General features: G+C 66.8%; 13 protein-coding genes. 9 read left to right on the forward strand and 4 right to left on the reverse strand.

Annotation, left to right across the window (positions count from 1 at the left end; all coding sequences use genetic code 11):
• Positions 1–144 precede the first annotated feature (144 nt).
• The 3 genes from hemA (at position 145) to ispG (ending at position 3,961) form a co-directional block, all read left to right on the forward strand.
• Complete coding sequence (gene hemA / locus ACH13J_RS08885; protein WP_397542972.1) at positions 145–1,368, forward strand: 5-aminolevulinate synthase; 1,224 nt, start codon at positions 145–147, stop codon at positions 1,366–1,368.
• 112 nt (positions 1,369–1,480) lie between these two features.
• The gene (locus ACH13J_RS08890) at positions 1,481–2,755 is read left to right on the forward strand and encodes a RodZ domain-containing protein (RefSeq protein WP_397542973.1); all 1,275 of its coding nucleotides are present in this window, start codon (positions 1,481–1,483) and stop codon (positions 2,753–2,755) included.
• Between the two features lie 75 nt (positions 2,756–2,830).
• Positions 2,831–3,961 (forward strand): flavodoxin-dependent (E)-4-hydroxy-3-methylbut-2-enyl-diphosphate synthase, encoded by a 1,131-nt coding sequence (ispG, locus tag ACH13J_RS08895; protein ID WP_397542974.1) that lies wholly within the window; start codon positions 2,831–2,833, stop codon positions 3,959–3,961.
• 15 nt (positions 3,962–3,976) lie between these two features.
• Here ispG and ACH13J_RS08900 read toward each other — a convergent pair whose 3' ends face one another.
• The 3 genes from ACH13J_RS08900 to ACH13J_RS08910 are packed head-to-tail and all read right to left on the reverse strand — an operon-like array spanning position 3,977 to position 6,679.
• Positions 3,977–4,513 (reverse strand): hypothetical protein, encoded by a 537-nt coding sequence (locus ACH13J_RS08900; RefSeq protein WP_397542975.1) that lies wholly within the window; start codon positions 4,511–4,513, stop codon positions 3,977–3,979.
• Complete coding sequence (locus ACH13J_RS08905) at positions 4,510–5,349, reverse strand: DsbA family protein (RefSeq protein WP_397542976.1); 840 nt, start codon at positions 5,347–5,349, stop codon at positions 4,510–4,512. The genes ACH13J_RS08900 and ACH13J_RS08905 overlap by 4 nt, the downstream gene beginning before the upstream one ends.
• A gap of 4 nt (positions 5,350–5,353) precedes the next feature.
• Positions 5,354–6,679: a M48 family metalloprotease gene (locus ACH13J_RS08910; protein ID WP_397542977.1), complete on the reverse strand. Its 1,326-nt coding sequence runs from the start codon at positions 6,677–6,679 to the stop codon at positions 5,354–5,356.
• A 62-nt stretch (positions 6,680–6,741) separates the two neighbouring features.
• On the opposite strand from ACH13J_RS08910, the gene ACH13J_RS08915 reads away from it, so the two are divergent.
• The 6 genes from ACH13J_RS08915 (at position 6,742) to ACH13J_RS08940 (ending at position 15,456) form a co-directional block, all read left to right on the forward strand.
• A complete protein-coding gene (locus ACH13J_RS08915) occupies positions 6,742–7,884 on the forward strand; it encodes an aminotransferase class I/II-fold pyridoxal phosphate-dependent enzyme (RefSeq protein ID WP_397542978.1) in 1,143 nt (380 codons plus the stop codon).
• Positions 7,885–8,003: 119 nt separating this feature from the next.
• Positions 8,004–9,236 carry an N-acetylmuramoyl-L-alanine amidase gene (locus ACH13J_RS08920; protein ID WP_397542979.1) on the forward strand — a complete coding sequence of 411 codons (1,233 nt, stop codon included), beginning with the start codon at positions 8,004–8,006 and terminating at the stop codon, positions 9,234–9,236.
• A 90-nt stretch (positions 9,237–9,326) separates the two neighbouring features.
• Positions 9,327–11,846: a PBP1A family penicillin-binding protein gene (locus tag ACH13J_RS08925; RefSeq protein ID WP_397542980.1), complete on the forward strand. Its 2,520-nt coding sequence runs from the start codon at positions 9,327–9,329 to the stop codon at positions 11,844–11,846.
• Between the two features lie 114 nt (positions 11,847–11,960).
• Complete coding sequence (gene prfB / locus ACH13J_RS08930) at positions 11,961–13,091, forward strand: peptide chain release factor 2 (protein WP_397542981.1); 1,131 nt, start codon at positions 11,961–11,963, stop codon at positions 13,089–13,091.
• Between the two features lie 96 nt (positions 13,092–13,187).
• The gene (locus ACH13J_RS08935; protein ID WP_397542982.1) at positions 13,188–14,600 is read left to right on the forward strand and encodes an amidase; all 1,413 of its coding nucleotides are present in this window, start codon (positions 13,188–13,190) and stop codon (positions 14,598–14,600) included.
• Between the two features lie 70 nt (positions 14,601–14,670).
• The gene (locus ACH13J_RS08940) at positions 14,671–15,456 is read left to right on the forward strand and encodes a DUF2189 domain-containing protein (RefSeq protein WP_397542983.1); all 786 of its coding nucleotides are present in this window, start codon (positions 14,671–14,673) and stop codon (positions 15,454–15,456) included.
• Between the two features lie 264 nt (positions 15,457–15,720).
• On the opposite strand, the gene mazG is transcribed toward ACH13J_RS08940, so the two are convergent.
• On the reverse strand, positions 15,721–16,536 hold the full coding sequence (gene mazG / locus ACH13J_RS08945; RefSeq protein WP_397542984.1) for a nucleoside triphosphate pyrophosphohydrolase: 816 nt from the start codon (positions 16,534–16,536) through the stop codon (positions 15,721–15,723).
• Positions 16,537–16,563: the final 27 nt, after the last annotated feature.

A 16,563-nucleotide genomic window follows, 5' to 3' on the forward strand; every position in this document is an offset into this window, starting at 1 on the left:
GTAACCTGTGCTTGGAGTGTGTTTGAACATAGTTGTCGGATTGCGCCACTTCTTATATGCATGGCTCGGAATGTATACGAGAAGGTGAATATGTCCGGGTGTGTCGGACGCCGCGGGACGAGACCGGTCAAGGAGGGGATCGAAGTGGACTATACCGCCAAGCTGGACGAGGCGATCACCCGGTTGCATGACGAGGGCCGTTACCGGACCTTCATCGACATCGAACGCAAGCAGGGTCAGTTCCCTCACGCCACGTGGCGCCGCGCCGACGGGACCGAGCAACCGATCACCGTGTGGTGCGGCAACGACTATCTGGGCATGGGCCAGCACCCGGTCGTTCTTCGGGCCATGCACGAGGCGGTGGACGCCACCGGCGCCGGCTCGGGCGGGACGCGCAACATCTCCGGCACGACCGTCTATCACAAGCAGCTCGAAGCGGAGCTGGCCGACCTGCATGGCAAGGAGGCGGCGCTGCTGTTCACGAGTGCCTACATCGCCAATGACGCGACCCTGTCCACCCTGCCCAAGCTGTTTCCCGGGCTTGTCATCTACAGTGACGAGCTGAACCACGCCTCGATGATCGAGGGCGTGCGCCGCAACGGCGGGGCCAAGCGCATATTCCGCCACAACGATGTCGAGCACCTGCGAGAGTTGCTGGCCGCCGACGACCCGGCCGCACCCAAGCTCATCGCGTTCGAGAGCGTCTATTCCATGGACGGTGATTTCGGCCCCATCGAGGCCATCTGCGACCTCGCCGACGAGTTCGGGGCGCTGACCTATATCGACGAGGTGCACGCCGTGGGCATGTACGGCCCGCGCGGTGCCGGCGTGGCCGAGCGCGACCGGCTGATGCACCGGCTCGACATCATCAACGGAACATTGGCCAAGGCGTTCGGCGTGATGGGGGGCTATATCGCTGCGAGCGCGAAAATGTGCGATGCCGTAAGGTCTTATGCGCCCGGGTTCATCTTTACCACGTCGCTGCCCCCGGCAGTGGCGGCCGGTGCCGCGGCGTCCGTCGCGCATCTCAAACATGACCAGGAACTGCGGGACAAGCACCAGACCCAGGCCAGGATCCTCAAGACACGGCTCAAGGGTATGGGTATGCCGCTTATCGACCATGGCAGCCATATCGTGCCGGTGATCGTGGGCGACCCGGTGCACACCAAGCAGCTTTCGGACATGCTGCTCGACGGCTACGGCATCTACGTGCAACCGATCAACTTTCCGACGGTCCCGCGGGGGACCGAGCGGCTGAGGTTCACGCCATCACCTGTCCACGGCCCCGACGAGATGGACCGGCTTATCCATGCAATGGATGAATTGTGGAGCCATTGCGCGCTGAATCGTGCCGAACTGAGCGCCTGACGACGCCGCACGTGCAAAACAAGTTGCGCTATGATAACCTCTTGTAAACAAAAGAGCAGGAGTCGAATCGAACTTCGGCTGCGGGCGACGGATTACAAGGGGCAGGGGGCGCATGGTCAGACGCCGCAAATCCGCTGAAATTACAACATCATCGGCTACGCCGCGCGGGTTCGATGCGTATGACCTGCGGCTTGGCGACATGATGCGCGGCGAGCGCGCGACGATGGGCAAGTCCTTGCTTGACGTTGAACGCGAGATCCGCATCCGTGCCTCCTACATCGCCGCGATCGAGAACGCGGATCCGGACGCGTTCGACACGCCGGGCTTCATCCCCGGTTACGTGCGGTCTTATGCCCGTTACCTCGGCATGGACCCAGAGCGGGCCTTTGCCCAGTTCTGTGCCGAATGCGGCTTCTCCGTGGCGCATGGCATGTCGGCCGGGGCCTCCAGCATCCGCAAGCCCGAGGATACGCCGCGTCGCAGCCAGCCGCGCGATACCGATCCGCTGATCGCGCCGTCGACACCGTTCCTTCCCGAACGCGAGAGCGTGTTCAGCCGGATCGAGCCGGGCGCCATCGGGTCCGTTCTGGTGCTGGTGGCCCTGATTTCGGCGATCGGCTACGGCGGATGGTCCGTTCTCAACGAAATCCAGCGGGTTCAGTTCGCCCCCGTCGAGAATACCCCGGATGTCCTGACGGATCTTGATCCGCTGGACGCGGCCACGCCTGCGGACCCTGACACGACGGAACCGACCCGTATCGCCGGTGCGAAACCCCGCGGGACGGAGGACGGGCTCGACCGGCTGTACAGGCCCGAGGCGCTGGACGTTCCGGTGATGGTTGCCCGCGACGGCCCGATATCGACCCTTGATCCTGCGGAAATGGGCACCTTCCGCGCCGAAGCCGCGCAGACCGAGAGCGCTCCGGCCGAGGAGCCCGGCGCCGACCGCCGGGCGATCGACAGCGTCGTGGCCAGCGTGGTCGCCGAAAACCCGGCGGAGGCGGAGGCCGCGGAAACCCCGACACCGCAGGTGGTGGCCGCCCCGCCGCCGGGCATTCGCGTGGTGGCCGTGCGTCCGGCCTGGATTCGCGTGCGGGCCGCGGATGGAAGCGTGGTGTTCGAGGGGATCCTGAACGGAGGCGACACCTACGAGGTAGCCGCGACCGAGGAGCCGCCAACCCTGCGCGTGGGCGAGTCCGGTGCCGTGTATTTCGAGGTGGACGGCAAGCATTACGGGCCGGTGGGGCCGCAGGGGTCCGTCACGTCGGACCTCGCGCTTTCGGCTGACGGTCTGACCGAGCGGTATGACGTTGCGGACCTGTCGCAGGACCGGGATCTTTCGCGTTACGTGGCCGAGCTGGAACAGGGCGGTGCAGGGCGCGAGTGACGCCCGCCGATTGCCGGACCTGCCTCTCGGGCCTATGTTTGGCGTGACGAACCCTTCGGAACCATCGGGGTAGGGATGCAGACCAACCATATCCGACCTTGGCGCAACATTCACCGCCGGGAAAGCCGCCAGATCATGGTGGGCGACGTGCCAGTTGGCGGCGGGGCGCCGATCAGTGTTCAGACGATGACCAACACCGATACCACGGATGTCGCAGCGACCGTGGCACAGGTGCAGGCCGCTGCCGAGGCGGGGGCGGACATCGTGCGCGTAAGCGTTCCGGACGCGGAATCGGCCCGCGCGCTCAAGTCGATCGTGCGCGAAAGCCCGGTGCCGATCGTGGCGGACATCCATTTTCACTACAAGCGTGGCATCGAGGCGGCCGAGGCCGGTGCGGCCTGCCTGCGGATCAACCCGGGCAATATCGGCAGCCAGGACCGCGTGCGCGAGGTCATAAAGGCCGCGCGGGATCACGGCTGTTCCATGCGTATCGGCGTGAATGCCGGGTCGCTGGAAAAGCACCTGCTGGAAAAATACGGCGAGCCTACGCCGGATGCGATGGTCGAATCCGGCCTCGATCACATCAAGGTGCTGCAGGACAACGATTTCCACGAGTTCAAGATCAGCTGCAAGGCGTCGGACGTGTTCATGGCCGCCACCGCCTACATGCAGTTGGCCGAGCAGACCGATGCGCCCATCCATCTCGGCATCACCGAGGCGGGCGGGCTGATGACTGGCACGATCAAGTCGGCCATCGGGTTGGGCAACCTGCTCTGGATGGGCATCGGCGACACGCTGCGGGTGAGCCTGAGCGCCGACCCGGTGGAGGAAATCAAGGTTGGCTACGAGATCCTGAAGTCGCTCGGCCTGCGCCATCGGGGCGTCAACATCATCTCTTGCCCGTCCTGCGCGCGGCAGGGGTTCGACGTGATCAAGACCGTCGAGATCCTCGAGGAGCGGCTGGAGCATATCAAGACGCCGATGAGCCTGTCGATCATCGGCTGCGTGGTGAACGGCCCGGGCGAGGCGCTGATGACCGATGTCGGCTTCACTGGCGGCGGCGCGGGGTCCGGCATGGTCTACCTTGCCGGAAAGGCCAGCCACAAGATGACGAACGACCAGATGATCGACCACATCGTTGAAGAAGTCGAAAAGCGTGCCGCGCAGATCGAGGCGGGGGAGGCCCAGCCGACCGCCGCAGAGTAGCGCGCGGCCGCGCCGTCAATTGCCGAGGTAGCGTTCCAGCACGATCGGGGGCACGGCCCCGCGGACCATCATGTCCGGAAACACGTAGCTTGGCGCCATGTCCAGCCCGAGCGCCGCGGCAAGATCCGCCCGTTCGTCCATGTCGTGCAGCGTCACGCGCAGGTCATGCGACGCGGCAAGCGCCTTGAGCGCGCTCTTTGCGTTGGCACACGCGGCGCAGTCGGCCGCAATGAAAAGGGCGACCGTCTGCGTTGCGTCCCGCGCTCCGAACCCCGGACGCTCGGGCGAGAACAGCGCGTCGGAATGGGCCCGTATACGCGCCAGGTCGGCCTCGATCTCGTCGGCGTAGAGTGCCTGCGCGTCCGGTGCCCGGCGCGGTGCCGTGTCGGGAAGCAGCCTTGGCACCGTCAGCAGAACCTCGCGGATTTCCTGTCTGAAAATCGCGCGCTCTGCCGCGGTCAGGTCCGAAAAGTCGGTTCCCGCCAGTCCCGGCCCCGCAAGCGCAACCGCCAGGAACGCGCCCGTGCGCGCCCATTTGCGGGGGCGGCTCATCCCCCGGCGCGGATCTCGGAGACCACGTCCTCCATCGCCTTGCGCGGCATGTAGCCCCGCAAGAGCCTGTCGCCCATGACGAAAGACGGCGTGCCCGAGATCCCGAGGGTCTGGGCGAGCTGATGGTTGCTGGCGATGACCTCGGACACCTTCGCGCTGTCCATGTGGTCAAGTATCGGACCCGTTTCGAGGCCGAGTGTCTCGCCGAGACGTTTCAGTGCCGTCTCGTTGACCTCGCCCTTGTAGGCGATGAGCGCGTCATGCACCGCCTTGTAGGCCTCATCGCCGGCGACCTGCTTGGTCGCGATGGCAAAGCGTGACGCCATCATCGACTGCTCGCCGAGAATCGGGAATTCCTTGATGACGAACCGGATGTCACCGTCGAATTCGACCAGGTCGTTCACATCCGGTGCGGCGCGGCGGCAATAGCCGCAGCGGTAGTCCATGAACTCCACCAGCGTGACGTCACCCTCCGGGTCGCCGCCCACCCACGAGTGGTCGTCCTCGAAGATCGCCTGCGCGTTCGCGGCGACGAGCCGGGCGTCGGCATGGGCCTGCTGCTCGGCTTCGCGCTCCTCGAGGATTGCGACCGCCTCCATGATGACCTCGGGGTTTTCAAGCAGGTAGTCGCGGATTTCCGCGCGGAACATCTGGCGCTCGATCTCGGTCATGCTGTCCAGTTCGAAACCGCCGGAAGAGGTTTCCTCATGGGGGATGGTCGCCGCGGCGGCTTTTTGCGGGGCGGTGCTGTCGCGCGTGAAATCGCCGGCCATGGCCACGATCAGGGCAAGGCCGGCGATGCCGGCGATTCCCACGGACAGTTGCGTGCTGGTCATCGGGTCAGTTTCCTTCTTCTGCTCGTTCGGACGCAGATAGCACGTCCTGTGCCCGCCGCCAGCCGGTTGAGCCGCGCGGCAGCATGTCGGATGCGCGTTTTGCATGGATGCCGGCATCTTTCAGCCGGCCGTTCATCGCGTATCGCTCGGCCGTCACCAACGACGCCATGCCGCGATTGCCCAGCTTGGCGTGGGCCTGTGCGAGATCCCTCAGCACGCGGGGGTCACGTCCGTCACGTGCCCGAGACTGCTCGAGATACTCAACCGCTTGCGCGGTTTCGCCGGCGGCCAGCAGGGCGCGGCCATAGGCGCCGAGGATCAGGGCGTTACCCGGCGCCAGGTTCCTGGCGCGGCCATAGGCCGCCGCGGCGGCGCTGAAGCGCCGGCTCTCGAACAGGATCTGGCCCTTGAGGTCGTGGTAATAGGGATCTTCCGGCCGTGCGGCGATGGCGCGGTCGATCGCCGCCGACGCCCGGCCGAGGTCCGAGCGGCGATGATGGGCGACGGCCTCTCGCATCGCGGTCACGTCGGCAAATCCGGATTCGCCCAAGCGGTTCATGGTCCATTTGGGAGAGCGCGCGAAGGCCGACAGCTTGCCCTTCGCGCGGTGAAACCAGTATTCGGCTTCGCGGTTGTCCCGGGCCTGGCCGCCATGGGCCTCGGCCAGCCGCTGGACGACGCGGTAACGGTCGCGCGAAAGCGGGTGGGTGCGCGCGTAAGGATCCTGCCGCGCCGATGACAGCATTTCCTGTCCGCGGAAGATGTCCATCACTTCGACCATGCCACGGGGGTCCACGCCCGCCCGGGTCAGGAACCGGATGCCCGACTGGTCGGCGGCGTTCTCCTCGGCCCGGGTATGGACGAAGAACATCCGCATCGCCGAATTCGAGGCCCCGACTGCGCCAAGGGTGGCCACCTCGCCCCGGCCCGATGCCACGGCCGCCGCCGCCGCGAGCGCCATGCCGATGCCCGCGGCCGTCCGCGCGTTGCGCAGGTTGACCGGGCGCCGCGCGAGATGGCCGTTGGCGATGTGTGCTGCTTCGTGGGCGATGACCGCCTGCAGCATGGCTGCCGACTCCATTTTCAACAGCAGGCCGGAATGGATGAAGATGGTGCTGCGGTCCACCACGAAGGCGTTGAGGCTGCGGTCGTCCACCAGCACGATGTCCGTCCGTGTCGCGCCCAGCCCGGCCGCGTCGAGGATCGGTTCGGCGAGTCGTTTCAGCGCGTGCTCTATGTCCGCGTCGCGCAGCAGGGTTGCCGCACGCCCCGGCGCCGCCAGCGTGGCCGCCAGCAACAGGGCCACCGTGAGGATTCGGACAAGATGCATTGACGGCGCGACTCTTTCCAGTGCAACCCGTGGGTGTCGTGCCACAGTCTAGGAACAAACCCATGCGGAACTCAAGCCGATCCGGCGTCGATCCCTTTATCGTGATGGACGTGATGGAAGCTGCGCGCCGCGCCGAGGCGGCGGGCCACCGTATCATCCACATGGAAGTCGGCCAGCCTGGCACGCCGGCGCCGGCGGGGGCACGGGCGGCGCTGGCCGGCGCGATGGAGCGCAGCGCTATGGGGTATACCGTGGCGCTCGGGCTGCCGGAGCTGCGCGCGCGCATCGCCCGGCTTTACGGCGACTGGTACGATGTCGATCTCGACCCCGGCCGCGTGATCGTCACGGCCGGCTCCTCCGGCGCGTTCATTCTTGCTTTCACGGCGCTTTTCGACACGGGCGAGAGGGTGGGGATCGGTGCGCCGGGCTATCCCAGCTACCGCCAGATCCTGCGGGCCCTCGGCCTTGCGCCGGTGGATATCGAGACGTCGGCGGGCAACCGGTATCAGCCGGTGCCTGGCGACATTGCCGCGCACGATCTCGCCGGTTTGATGGTGGCCAGCCCGGCCAATCCCACCGGCACGATGCTGGGCCGCGAGACGCTCGGCGCGCTGATGGGCGCGGCGTCCGAGGCGGGGGCGGCCTTCATCAGCGACGAGATATATCATGGCATAGAGTACGAGGATAAGGCCGTCACCGCGCTGGAGTTTGGCGACGAGGCCTACGTCATCAATTCCTTTTCCAAGTATTTCTCGATGACCGGTTGGCGCGTGGGCTGGATGGTGGTCCCGGAGGATCACGTGCGCGTGATCGAAAGGCTGGCGCAGAACCTGTTCATATGCCCGCCCCATGCCAGCCAGGTCGCCGCGCTGGCCGCGATGGACTGCCACGACGAGCTCGAGGCCAACATGGAGGTCTACCGCACCAACCGTCGGCTGATGCTGGAGGGGCTGCCGGCCGCCGGTTTCGACCGGATCGCGCCGCCGGACGGGGCGTTCTACGTCTATGCCGATGTCAGCCACCTGACGACCGACAGCCGGGCCTTTGCCGCCGAGATCCTCGACAAGGCCGGCGTGGCGGTGACGCCGGGGCTGGACTTCGACCCGGTGCGCGGCGGTGGCACGCTGCGATTTTCCTATGCGCGGAGCACGGAGGATATCGCTGAAGGGCTCGAGCGGCTGAAATCCTTCATGCAGGCCCGCTGAGGGGCCTGTTTCCGCCCCGCAACGCGGGACCGGTGCCGTGCCCCGTGCTCATCTTCTATGGGCAAGCGGGACCGGCTGGTGTACGATGCCGCCAAAAGACCGGCTAAGGCACGAGCAGGATGATCAGGATCTTACGGGCACTGGCAATATGCGTGGTGGCCCTTGGCACATCCGCGGCCATGGCCCCGGCGCAGGATTTCGGCGCGCTCGCCCGCGTCGACGCCGACCGGTCGCGGCTCGACGACACGCGCGACGGGCTGCGGCTGCGGCTGGGGCTGACGCAGGGTGTGCCGTACCGCGTTTTCACCCTCGATGGCCCGCCAAGGCTGGTGCTCGATTTCCGCGAGGTCGACTGGCAGGGTATCGACCCCGACCTGCTGGATTGGGCCGACCGTGCCGAACGGGTCCGCGTTGGGGGCTTCCGGCCCGGCTGGTCGCGGATGGTGGTGGATCTGGCGGGCCCCTTCGCCGTCGAGACGGCAAGCGCAGAAACCGACACCTTGACGGGCAAGGTGCTGATCGAGGTGCTTCTGAGCGAAGTCTCCGCCGAGCGGTTCGCTGCCGTTGCGGGAGCCCCGCCGCTGCCCGGATGGGACGTCGACGACCCCGGGCTGCCACCGGTCAAGATGGCGCGCCAGACCGGCGAGGAAAAGCTGCTCATCGTGCTGGACCCGGGGCATGGCGGCGTGGACCCGGGCGCGGAACGCGACGGCCACAACGAGAAGGCGTTGATGCTGCGCTTTGCCCGCGAGCTGCGCGAGACGCTGTTGCGCGCCGGCGGCTTCGACGTGGCCCTCACGCGCGAGGAGGATGTCTTCGTCTCGCTGGAGCGCCGCGTGGCCATTGCGCACGAACTTGGGGCGGATGTCTTCCTGTCGCTGCATGCCGATGCCCTGAGCGCGGGGCGCGCGCACGGTGCCACGGTCTACACCCTTGCCGACAGCGCCACGGACGAGGCCAGCGCCGCCCTTGCCGAGCGCCACAACCGCGCGAACATCATTGCGGGGATCGACCTGTCGCATAGCGACGACGTGGTGGCGGACGTTTTGATGGATCTTGCCCGGCAGGAGACACAGCCGCGCTCGGAAAAGCTGGCGCAGGCGGTCCGGCTGGGTATCCGCGAACAGGGCCTGCCGCTGCATTCGCGCCCCTTGCGGCAGGCCGGCTTCTCGGTGCTGAAATCGCCCGACATTCCGTCGGTGCTGGTCGAGCTGGGGTTTCTGTCCAGCGCGCGCGACCGCGAGAACTTGCTGGACGCGGACTGGCGGGCGCGTATGGCAGCAGCGATACGCGACGCGCTGCAGGCATGGCGCGCCGCCGACGCGGCGTCGGCCGAGCTGGTGCGGCAATAGGCGGCACGGCGCTGCCACCGTTCCAGATGTGTTTTGACGCCCCATGGCAGGGTGCGTATATGAAAAGCCAGTCTTGACCCGGGGGCGATCTTGCTCAGACCCATTTTTTCACTTTTCGGGACATTGTTCAGCCTCGTCACCCTGTCGGTGGTGATGGTCGCGCTCAGCCTCGGGGCCGTGTTCCACATCTATGGCAAGGATCTGCCCAGCCACGAGTCGCTTGCCAACTACACCCCGCCCACGATCAGCCGCATCTACTCGGCCGAGGGGCGGATCATCGACGAGTTCGCCCGCGAGCGGCGTCTGTTCACGCCGGCCGAGGAGATACCCGACCTCGTCAAGCAGGCCTTCATCTCGGCCGAGGACAAGAACTTCTACGAGCATTCCGGCTATGACGCACGCGGCATTGCCGCGGCGATCTGGCAGGCGATCCAGACCCGGGGCGAAGTGGTGCGCGGCGCCTCGACGATCACGCAGCAGGTGATGAAGAACTTCCTGCTGTCGGGCGACCGCCGGATCGAGCGCAAGATCAAGGAGATCATACTCGCGACCCGGATCGAGGAGACACTGGACAAGGAAGACATTCTCGAACTCTACCTGAACGAGATATTCCTCGGGCAGAACTCTTACGGCGTGACGGCCGCCGCCCAGACCTACTTCAACAAGACGCTCGGCGAGCTTGCCCCGCACGAGGCGGCCTTTCTGGCCTCCATGCCCAAGGCGCCGTCGGATTATCACCCCGTGCGGGAAAAGGACCGGCTGCGCCAGCGGCGCAACTTCGTGCTCACCGAGATGTACGAGAATGGCTATATCAGCCGGGATGTCATGCAGTCGGAAATCAACGCGCCCGTCCGCTCGGTCCAGAACGGGGATTTCCGGGAATGGCGTGACACGCTGCCGCCGCGGGATTACTTCACCGACGAGATACGCCGCCAACTCAGCCGCGATTTCGGCGAGGGCGAGTTCTTTACCGGGGGGCTGACCGTGCGCGCCACGATCGACCCCGAGATGCAGCAGGCTGCGGCCAAGGCGTTGCAGCGCCAGCTGGAAAGATATGACCGTGGACGCAAGGAATGGCGCGGAACCGGCGAACGCCTGCCCGCGGATGTGCTGGAGGACGAGGCGGCATGGCGCGCCGCGCTGTCGGAAGTGGACGTGGCGCGCGACATCGAGCTTGACGGGCGGTGGTACCCGGCCGTGGTGCTGGAGCGCGGCGAGCAGCAGATGCGCATAGGAATCGAGAGCGTGGACGGGGTGCAATCGGTGCCGCGCAAGGACATCGCCTGGCTGCCCGGCGATTTTTTCGAGACCTTCGAGCGCGGCGACGTGGTGCATGTCCGGCGCATGACGTCTGACAGCGATGGCAGTTTCATCCGCTGGACCCTGCGGCAGGTGCCCGAGGTCGAAGGGGGCTTCATGGCGATGGACGTCGAGACCGGGCGTGTGCTCGCGATGCAGGGCGGCTTTTCCTACCAGCACTCGGTTTTCAACCGCGCCACGCAGGCCAAGCGGCAACCGGGGTCGAGCTTCAAGCCCTTCGTCTATGCCGCCGCGCTGGACAGCGGGTATTCGCCGGCGACCATCGTCATTGACGCGCCCATCGAGATCGATACGCCGCAGGGGCTGTGGCGGCCGCGCAATTCCACCAACACCTATTACGGGCCGACCCCGCTGCGCACCGGGATCGAGATGTCGCGCAACCTCATGACCATCCGGCTGGCACAGGAGGTCAGCATGGGGGTGGTCGCCGACTACGCCGAACGGTTCGGCGTCTACGACGACATGGGCACGTTCCTTGCCAACGCGCTCGGCTCCGACGAAACGACCCTCTACAACATGGTCGCGGCCTATTCGATGTTCGCCAATGGTGGCGAGCGGGTGGAGCCGACGCTGGTGGACCGCGTGCAGGACCGCTTCGGCGACACGGTCTACCGCCACGATCCCAGGCAATGCGTGAGCTGCGACGATCCCGCCATCCCGGAGGGCAGGGCACCGCGCATCGTGTCCGACCGCGAGCAGGTGATCGACTCGATCACCGCGTATCAGCTCACCTCGATGATGCGCGGCGTGGTCGATCGCGGCACCGCCTCGGGGGCGATCAACCTGCCGGTGCCGGTGGCGGGCAAGACGGGCACCACGAACGACGCGCGCGATGTGTGGTTCGTGGGGTTCACCAGCAATATCGCCGCGGGCTGCTATATCGGCTACGATCAGCCCCGCGGACTGGGGCGCGGCGCCTACGGGTCGTCGATGTGCGGGCCGGTGTTCCAGGAATTCATGCAAAAGGCGATAGAGAAATACGGCGGCGGCGCGTTCGAGGTGCCCGAGGGCGGACGTTTCATCAAGATCGACCGATATACCGGCGCGCGGTTGCCCGAGGGCGAGACCGGGCCGCATGTCGTGGCCGAGTATTTCCGCGAGGGCGAGGAGCCTGTCTTCGGCTACGTGTATGACGGCGGTTTCGCCATGGGCGACGATCTGCGCATCCTCGAAGAGCGCCGCCAGCGCGGACAGGCCACGACGGAGACGGGCGCGGCGGTTGCCGGTGAATCCGGGCAGGATGGCGAGAAGGCGAGTTTCGGCAGCCTGAGCTCCGGCGGGCTCTACTGACCCGCACGGACCCGGCGCGGTCGGTGACCGCGGGCCCGCGGACGGGGCGCGCCATCTTGTTCGTCCCCCCGCGCTGCGGTATCACCCGCACCTGACCAGACCGGGGGACACCTGATGCGCGCCGAAGCCGAAACCGCCGTTGCCGAGATCCGCAAGTCGCTCGACCTGTTGCGCCAGCGCATGGGGCGGGAGACCGCGCAGCACCGTTTGGAAGAGTTCAATGCCCGGGTCGAGGACCCCGAGCTGTGGAACGACCCGGCCCGCGCGCAGAAGCTGATGCGCGACCGGCAGGCGCTGGTCGACGCGATCGAGACGCACGATTCCATCCAGAAAGAGCTCGACGAGCATGTCGAGCTGATCGAGTTGGGGGAAATGGAGGGCGACGAGGACATCATCGCCGAGGCGGAGGCCGCGCTCAAGGCGCTGGCGAAAAGGGCCGCCGCCAAGGAACTGGAGGCGCTGCTCGATGGCGAGGCGGACGCCAACGACACCTTTCTTGAGATCAACGCCGGCGCGGGCGGGACCGAGAGCTGTGACTGGGCGGCGATGCTGGCGCGGATGTATGTCCGTTGGGCCGAGAGCCACGGATACGACGTGGAGCTGCAGGCCGAGACGCCCGGCGACGAGGCCGGGATAAAGTCGGCGGCCTACAAGATTTCCGGGCGCAACGCCTATGGCTGGCTGAAGTCGGAATCCGGCGTGCATCGGCTGGTGCGCATCTCGCCCTTCGACTCGGCGGCCAAGCGGCACACGTCCTTCTGCTCGGTCTGGGTGTACCCGGTGGTGGACGACGATATCGAGATCGAGGTGAACCCATCCGATATCCGGGTCGATACCTTCCGCGCCTCGGGCGCGGGGGGGCAGCACGTCAACAAGACCGATTCGGCCGTGCGCATGACGCATATCCCGACCGGGATCGTCGTGACCAGCTCGGAAAAATCGCAGCACCAGAACCGCGACATCGCCATGAAGGCGCTGAAATCCCGGCTCTACCAGATGGAGCTGGACAAGCGGAACGAGGCCATCGCCGAGGCGCACGAGGCCAAGGGCGAGGCGGGATGGGGCAACCAGATCCGGTCATACGTGCTGCAACCCTACCAGATGGTGAAGGACCTGCGCACGGGCGTGGAGACCTCGGACACGAAGGGCGTGCTGGATGGCGATCTCGACCAGTTCATGGCGGCCACGCTGGCAATGGCCGTGAGTGGAAAGAGCCGCGCGGAGGCGCAAGGCGACGAGGCCTGATTGCCGCCCCGGCGGGGCAGGGGGCGTTGCCCCCTCTTGGCCTGCGGCCAATTCACCCCCAGGGTATTTTCATCCAAGAAGAAGCAGGGGCGCTTGATGGACGAGAGCGGGGCACCGAACGCAGTGGCGCAGGCGGCGGCGATCGCCGAGGGGCGGTTGACGGCCGAGGCGCTGATGCAATCCACGCTGGAGCGGATCGGCGCGGTGAACGGGACGCTCAACGCGATCGTTTCGCTGCGTGACGCCGACGAGCTGCTGGCCGCGGCGCGGGCGGCGGACAAGGCCGGAACGGGCGGGCCGTTGCACGGGCTGCCCGTCGCCATCAAGGACCTTGCCAATGCACGCGGCCTGCCCACCAGTCTCGGCTCGCCGGTTTTTGCCGGGCAGTTGGCCGAGCGGGACGATCCGCATGTCGCCCGGCTGCGCGCGGCGGGCGCCATCGTGATTGGCAAGACCAACACGCCGGAATTCGGGCTGGGCAGCCACACCTACAACCCCGTTCACGGCGTCACCGTGAACCCATACGCGCCGGACCGGAGCTGTGGCGGCTCCTCGGGCGGGGCGGCAGTGGCGCTGGCCGCGGGGATGCTGAGCCTCGCGGACGGGTCCGACATGATGGGCTCGCTGCGCAACCCGGCGGGATGGTGCAATGTCTACGGGATGCGGCCGACATGGGGGCGGGTGCCGGCCAGCGGGGAGGGGGAGCTGTTCCTCCACCAGCTGTCGACGAACGGCCCGATGGCGCGCTGTCCCGCCGACCTTGCGTTGATGCTGGACGTGATGTCGGGGCCGGACGCGCGTCAGCCTCTGATCGCGGATTACCCGCCCTGCGGCATGCCCCGCCCGGGCGCAGGGGGGCGGCGGATCGGCTGGCTGGGCGACTGGGGTGGTGCTTTGGCTTTCGAGGACGGTATCCTCGCCCTGTGCGAGAGCGCGCTCGGAGTGCTTGACGGGGCGGGGGCGCGGATCGACGCCGTGGGGCCACCCTTCGCGCGCGACAGCCTGTGGCATGCGTGGACGACCCTGCGCAGCTGGAGCGTGGCCTGCGAGCTCGGCCCGCTTCTGGACGATCCCGCGACCCGCGACCGTCTGAAGCCCGAGGCGGTCTGGGAGATCGAGAAGGGCCGCGCGCTCTCGGCGGCGGAGATCGACGCGGCCAGCCGCACCCGGTCGGACTGGTTCCGCGCCGCACTGGCGCTGTTCGACACCTACGACGCGCTGGCGCTGCCCACGGCGCAAGTTTGGCCGTTCCCGGCCGGGCACGACTGGCCGCGCGCGATCGAGGGGCACGCGATGGACAGCTATCACCGCTGGATGGAGGTCATGATCCCAGCCAGCCTGGTCGGACTGCCGGCCCTGGCCATGCCCGCGGGCTTCGGCGGTGGCGGCCTGCCCATGGGGGTGCAGCTGATCGGCCCGCGTGGCGGCGACAAGATGCTGCTGGAACTGGCCGAGGCCTATGATCGCGACACCGGCTGGCCCCGGGAGCGGCCGCCCAAGCTAAGCTGATCGGCACTTACATCTTTGTCCGGCGGGCCGGCTTGGCTAGTCTGCACCGGGGAACCGGGAGGAGAGGCCGATGCAGGACAAGCCGCACGGCGCGCCCGCGATGGGGCGGGCGGAGGTCAGCATGCTTGGGACGGCGCTGCGCCGCGGATGGCGCGACATGGTGCGCGCGCCGGGCTATGCCGCGATCTTTTCCGGGGTCTACGTGGCGATCGGCTGGATCATGATCCTTGTCACCTGGGCAACGGGGCAGAGCTACTGGCTGATCTTTGCCGCCGTCGGCTTTCCGCTCGTGGGGCCGTTCGCGGCGGTGGGGTTCTACGAGGTGAGCCACCGCCTGGAACAGGGCGAGCCGCTGGAGCCGGCCGCCATATTCGGCGTGATCGCGCATCAGCGCCGGCGGCAGCTGCCGTCGATCTGCGCGGTGATCGTCATCATGTTCCTGTTCTGGTTCTTTCTCGCGCACATGATATTCGCCCTGTTCCTGGGCTTTTCGACGATGACGAACGTCTCCACCTCTTTCGATATCTACCTCACGCGCGAGGGGCTCACGATGCTGGCCTTTGGCACGGCCGTCGGGGCGGCGTTCGCGCTGCTTCTCTACATGATCACCGTGGTGTCGCTGCCGATGCTGCTGGACCGCGAGGTGGATTTCGTCACCGCCATGATCACCTCGTTCCGGACCGTGACGGAAAGCCCCGTGCCCATGCTGGCCTGGGCGGCGCTCGTGGCCGCGCTGACATTCGTGGCGATGCTCCCGGCCTTTCTTGGGCTCTTCATCGCGTTGCCCCTGCTGGGGCACGCGACGTGGCACCTCTACCGGCAACTTGTCGTTGCCGGCCAATGCAGTGACGGGTGATGCATCCGGCATTGCTGCCCTTGCCACCGTGGCTGTCCGCCGCGTGCCCTTGGGAGACGTGTCGAGAAAGCCGTCAGGCAGGTTCTTGGCGCTGAAGCAGTTGCCGTTGCCAGGACTGCTTACGCCTGTCGCAGCAGGGAAAGACGCCGCTGATGAAGGTGCGTGTCGATTCCGATGGCTTTTTCCGAGCTCGAACAGTTGAGGCAGGCGGAGAAAATTCGCAGAATTTTCTGAGCAGGAGATTTTTCTGCGAAAATCTCGTGGCTACCGCCTTTCCGCCGCCTTGGCGGCGTCCCACAGCGCGTCCATCTCCGCGAGGTCGGACTCCTCGGGGCGCCGGCCTTCGGCGGCCAGCGCGGCCTCGATCGCCGCGAAACGCCTGGTGAACTTGGCATTGGCCCCGCGCAGGGCCGCCTCTGGGTCAACCCTCAGGTGACGGGCCAGGTTGGCCATCACGAAAAGCAGGTCGCCCATTTCCTCCTCCACCCTGTCGGGGGGCAGCGTGTCGGCGGCCTCCTGCAGTTCTGCCGCTTCTTCGCTGATCTTGTCGAGCACCTGCGCCGTCTGTGGCCAGTCGAAGCCCACGCGCGCCGCGCGCTTTTGCAGCTTGACCGCGCGCATGAGGGCGGGCAGGCCCTGTGCCACACCGTCCAGCACCCCGGTCTGCGCGTTGGCGGCGCGCTCGGCGGCCTTGACCGTCTCCCAGTCGCGGGTCTGCTGTTCGGCCGACTTGTCGCGGCTTTCAGCGCCGAAAACGTGCGGATGGCGCGCTACCATCTTGTCGGATATCGCGTCGGCCACGGCGTCGAAATCGAAAAGATCGCGGTCGCGCGCGATCTGGGCGTGGAACACCACCTGCAACAGAAGGTCGCCAAGTTCGGCTTTCAGCTCGTCCCACGATTCGCGGTCGATCGCATCGGCGACCTCGTAGGCTTCCTCTATCGTGTAGGGGGCGATGGTGGCGAAATCCTGTTCGATATCCCACGGGCAACCGGTTTCGGGATCGCGCAGCCGGCGCATGATCTCGATCAGCCGCGGCATGCCGCGGGAGGGATCATGGGCAAGAGCATCGTCGGGCATTGCAAGGCGCCTGTGTTTGAAGTTGAC

The organism is Roseovarius salis (genome assembly GCF_044472985.1).
Classification (GTDB): domain Bacteria; phylum Pseudomonadota; class Alphaproteobacteria; order Rhodobacterales; family Rhodobacteraceae; genus Roseovarius; species Roseovarius salis.